This is a genomic window from Ideonella sp. P3_A4, from assembly GCF_056403075.1.
In genome coordinates, this window is the sequence record NZ_JBFUGE010000512.1 from 1 (window position 1) to 4,349 (window position 4,349).

Genomic DNA, 4,349 nt, shown 5'->3' on the forward strand with positions numbered 1-4,349 from the left:
CGGCTGGACCCGGGCAACACCTACGCAGTGCCCTGGCTCTGGGGCTATACCACCGTCGGCATCAACGTCGACAAAGTCAAGGCGGCGCTGGGTGACCTGCCGATGCCCGACAACGCGTGGGACCTGATCTTCAAGCCCGAGTACATGTCGCGCCTGAAGAGCTGCGGCGTGTCCTTCCTCGACTCATCGTCGGAGGTCGTGCCGGCCGCGCTGCACTACCTGGGTCGTTCGCTCGAAAGCAGCAACCCGGCCGACTACAAGGACGTCGGCGAGGTGTTGAAGAAGGTCCGGCCCTACGTGACCCTGTTCAGCTCGTCGGGCTACATCGATGACCTGGCGCGCGGTTCGCTGTGTGTCTCGATGGGCTGGTCGGGTGACCTCAGCTCGGCCAAGCGGCGCGCCGACGCAGCGGCCGCCGGCAACCGCATCGAAGCGCTGATGCCCAAGACYGGCGGCGTGATGTTCTTCGACACGATGGTCGTGCCGGCCGACGCACCGCATGCGGCCAACGCCTGGCGCTTCATCAACTACATCCTGCGCCCGGAAGTGCACGCCGGCCTGACCAACCACCTGCACTACGCCAACCCGAACAAGGAAGCTCGGCGCTTCGTCATCCCTGAGCTGGCCCACAGCCCGATCGTGTTCCCGCCCGAAGCGGACATGAAGCGCATGAGTGTGCAAGGCCTGGTCACCAACGACATGCGCCGGCTGATGGCGCGCACCTACACGAGCTTCAAGACGGGGTACTGAGAGCCCCCAGGGCCGGGCCATGCCCGACCCGCCCCCCGCCCCCCCGCCCACCGCTTCCATCGCCCTTCCATCAGGCCGCGCCACCTGCGCGTCGGCCGAAGGCTTCGCTTTGCCTGCTTGCAGTACCGGAGACACCCATGACCATTCGCCCTCGCGCCACCCCTTTGCTTGCTGTCTTGAGCACGGTCTGGCCGCTCGCTGTATTGGGCGCTCCGGACACCGCCGCGGACACGACACAGAAGCTGCACCAACTGCAAGCCGTGATCGAGCGCATGCAAGCCCGCATCGACGAACTGGAGGCCGGGCAGAAGCGGCTGGACAGCGCATCCGCGAAGTCGCCTCAGGCCCCTGGCCAATGGGGCATGACCCCCGAGCAGGCGCGAGAGCTGAGCCGCGTCGTCGTCAAGGCCGCAGGCACTGAAGACGCATTGGAAGCCCAAGGCTTTCGCGGCCTGAAGATCAGCGGCTACCTCGACCCGACCTACATCGCCACCCGCAACCTGAACCGACGCGGCTTCCAGTTCCTCGATTCATCGGCCAACGGCGAATACGCGATCGACAACGGCAGCTTCGGCAGCGCGCAGATCGACTTCCTCAAAGAGACCGACAGCGGCGCCAAGTGGCACCTGACGCTGATGCCCAACCGCGGCGCCTCGGGCCTGACGATCGACGGCCAGTCCATCGTGCAGGAGGCGAGCCTGTCGATGCCGCTGGGCGACAAGCAGACGCGGCTGATCGCCGGCCAGATCCCCGACTGGTCGGGCCACGAGTACGCCCAGGCCACGCAGAACAAGCTGGTCAGTCACAACCTGCTGTTCGACTTCACGATCCCGACCGTCTACACCGGCCTCGGGCTAGAGTTGGTGCGCGACGATTGGACGATCAAGACACTGCTCGCCAACGTCAACAGCTCCAAGCGCGCACCGGGCGAACATGCCCCCGCGCTGGCCTGGCGGGTCGACCACTACAACGGCGAGTTCAGCGGCTACGGCGCCGCCGGCCTGCACGGCAAGCTGGCGAACTGGCGCGCGCTGCTCGACGAGACCGGCAACCCGGTGACCGGCGAGCCCTACGCCACGCGCGACACCGTGGCCCACCTGATCGAGGTCGACGGCTGGTACACCCGCGGCGACTGGACGCTGACCGGCCAGCTCAGCTATGGCCAGCAAAGCCAGGCCGCCATCACTGCCGACCCCACCACCGGCGAGCTGCGCACCGCACGCTGGTGGGGCTTGTCAGCAATGGCGGCCTACAAGCTGACCCCGCAATGGGAACTGATCGCCCGCGCGGACCACCTGAACAACCAGGCCCACGGCGGCGGCCTGCTCGGCTGGGCCTTCGCCGACGACCGCAACGGCATCGGCCCCGACCCGCTCGGCGACCCCGAACGCGGCGCCAACCGCCAGTCGCTCTCACTCGGCACCCGCTACCAGTTCGACGCCAACCTGGCCTTCAAGGCCGAATACCGGCTCGACCAAGCAAGCTTGCCGGTCTTCCTGGATCTGACCACGGGGCGGTATCGCAGCACCAATGTGTTGATGGGAGCGGCGATGGTGATGAGTTTCTAAGGCGCGGTGCAGCGCTGAGGTCCATGAGTCGACAAACCTGGGCAGGTGGCTGCTTGGGGCGCGCTGGCTGGGCGCACCAGCCAGGACACATCTTCAAAGGAATGTTGAAGGTCAATTCGGCGCCGGGTACTCGATCGGCGAACCGTCGGTGGGCACAGTGCCGCTGGGAAAGCCGCCCCCCGCAACCGACGAGGACCCATGAACGCTGTCGCCCATCAGAAACCGCTGCCTATTGCCGTTGCGAGTGCCGTTGCGAGTGCCGATGTGCAATCGCTGCCGAATGTAGACCTGCCCGAGAACGCTCTCGGCGAGCGCGCGGACCAACGCCGCCAACCTCAAACGCGCGCACGCCCTGTCACCCTCTTGAGCGCTGCGCTCGCATCTCTCTTGCTCTCCAGCGCGGCCCAGGCGGCCGACTTCGAGCTGACCAGCAAGACCTTCGAACCCGGCGCCGCCATCCGGGCCGAGCACTACTGGAACAACTTCGGCTGCAGCGGTGGCAACATCGCGCCCGACCTCGCATGGCGCAACGCCCCAGCGGGAACCAGGAGCTTCGCGCTGACGTTCTATGACAAGGACGCGCCAACCGGCAGCGGCTTCTGGCACTGGGTGGCCTACGACATACCCGCCACGACGGCCGGCCTGCCGGGTGGCGCCAACGGCGGCGCGTTGCCCGCGGGTGCGGTGGAAGGCAATACCGATCTCGGCAAGCCGGGCTTCTTCGGACCGTGCCCGCCCGTCGGGCGAAAGCACAATTACCTGTACACCGTGCACGCGCTCAAGGTGGACAAGTTGCCTGTCGACCGGTCCGCCAGCCCTGCGCTCATCGGCTTCTTTCTTTGGCAAAACACGCTCGCCAAGGCAACATTGAATGTCACAGCAGGCCCGAGGCAATAGCAGACACCATGAGCGACCCATCGATCCAGGCGCGGCTCGCCGCCGATTTCACGGACACTGACCCCGAGGAAACCGCCGAATGGCATGACGCACTCGCATCGCTGCTGCTGGCGGCCGGCCCGCAGCGCGTTCGCGAGATCATGGACATGCTGGCGCAGCAAGCGCGCGACCCGGCCATCGGCTGGCAGCCCGCGTTGGGCACGCCTTACGTCAACACCATTCCGGCGACGAGCCAACCGGCCTTTCCCGGTGACCTGGGTGTGGAGGAGCGACTCGCATCGCTGATGCGCTGGAACGCGTTGGCGATGGTGGTGCGCGCCAACAAGGCCTACGGCGAGCTTGGTGGTCACATTGCCAGCTACGCCAGCGCGGCGGACTTGTTCGAGGTCGGCTTCAACCATTTCTTCCGCGGCGGCGAAGCGGGTGACCTGGTCTTCTACCAGCCGCACAGCGCGCCGGGCGTCTACGCCCGCGCCTTCCTCGAAGGGCGCCTTGGCGAAGCCGATCTCGCCCACTATCGCCAGGAGATCGTCGCCCGGCAGCACGGTGCCACCGGCCTGTCGAGCTACCCCCACCCGTGGCTGATGCCGGCGTTCTGGCAATTCCCCACCGGCTCGATGGGCCTGGGGCCCATCAGCTCGATCTACCAGGCGCGCTTCATGCGCTACCTGCAGCATCGCGGGATGCTCGACACCTCCCGGCGCAAGGTCTGGGGTGTGTTCGGCGACGGTGAAATGGACGAGCCGGAGAGCATGAGCGCGCTGACCTTGGCAGCGCGAGAAAAGCTCGACAACCTCATCTGGGTGGTCAACTGCAACCTGCAGCGCTTGGACGGCCCGGTGCGCGGCAATGGCCGCATCATCGACGAGCTGGAGGCATTGTTCTCAGGCGCCGGCTGGCGTGTGATCAAGCTGGTCTGGGGCTCGGACTGGGACGGCCTGTTCGCCCGCGATGCCGAGGGTGCGCTGGCGCGCGCCTTTGCGAACACGGTGGACGGCCAGTTCCAGACCTTCGCCGCCAAGGATGGCCGCTACAACCGCCAGCACTTCTTCGGCCAGAGCCCTGCACTGGCCGCGCTCGGCGAAGGGCTCACCGACGAACAGATCGACCGCCTCAAACGCGGCGGCCATGATC

3 protein-coding genes and 1 pseudogene are annotated in these 4,349 nt (G+C 66.7%); all 4 read left to right on the top strand.

All coding sequences use genetic code 11. The features are described from left to right. On the top strand, positions 1–750 hold a 750-nt coding region (locus AC1DYI_RS27870), incomplete at its 5' end, for an extracellular solute-binding protein (RefSeq protein ID WP_477207373.1). A gap of 137 nt (positions 751–887) precedes the next feature. Beyond that, on the top strand, positions 888–2,318 hold the full coding sequence (locus AC1DYI_RS27875; RefSeq protein WP_477207374.1) for a DUF3138 family protein: 1,431 nt from the start codon (positions 888–890) through the stop codon (positions 2,316–2,318). Between the two features lie 198 nt (positions 2,319–2,516). Continuing rightward, a complete protein-coding gene (locus AC1DYI_RS27880; protein WP_477207375.1) occupies positions 2,517–3,215 on the top strand; it encodes a YbhB/YbcL family Raf kinase inhibitor-like protein in 699 nt (232 codons plus the stop codon). An 8-nt stretch (positions 3,216–3,223) separates the two neighbouring features. Continuing rightward, positions 3,224–4,349 (top strand): annotated as a pseudogene (locus AC1DYI_RS27885) (pyruvate dehydrogenase (acetyl-transferring), homodimeric type); the annotation flags it as partial.

Bases quoted from the DNA above. Each gene is read 5' to 3' on its own strand.
- AC1DYI_RS27875 (WP_477207374.1), top strand. From the start codon at position 888: ATGACCATTCGCCCTCGCGCCACCCCTTTGCTTGCTGTCTTGAGCACG.
- AC1DYI_RS27880 (WP_477207375.1), top strand. From the start codon at position 2,517: ATGAACGCTGTCGCCCATCAGAAACCGCTGCCTATTGCCGTTGCGAGT.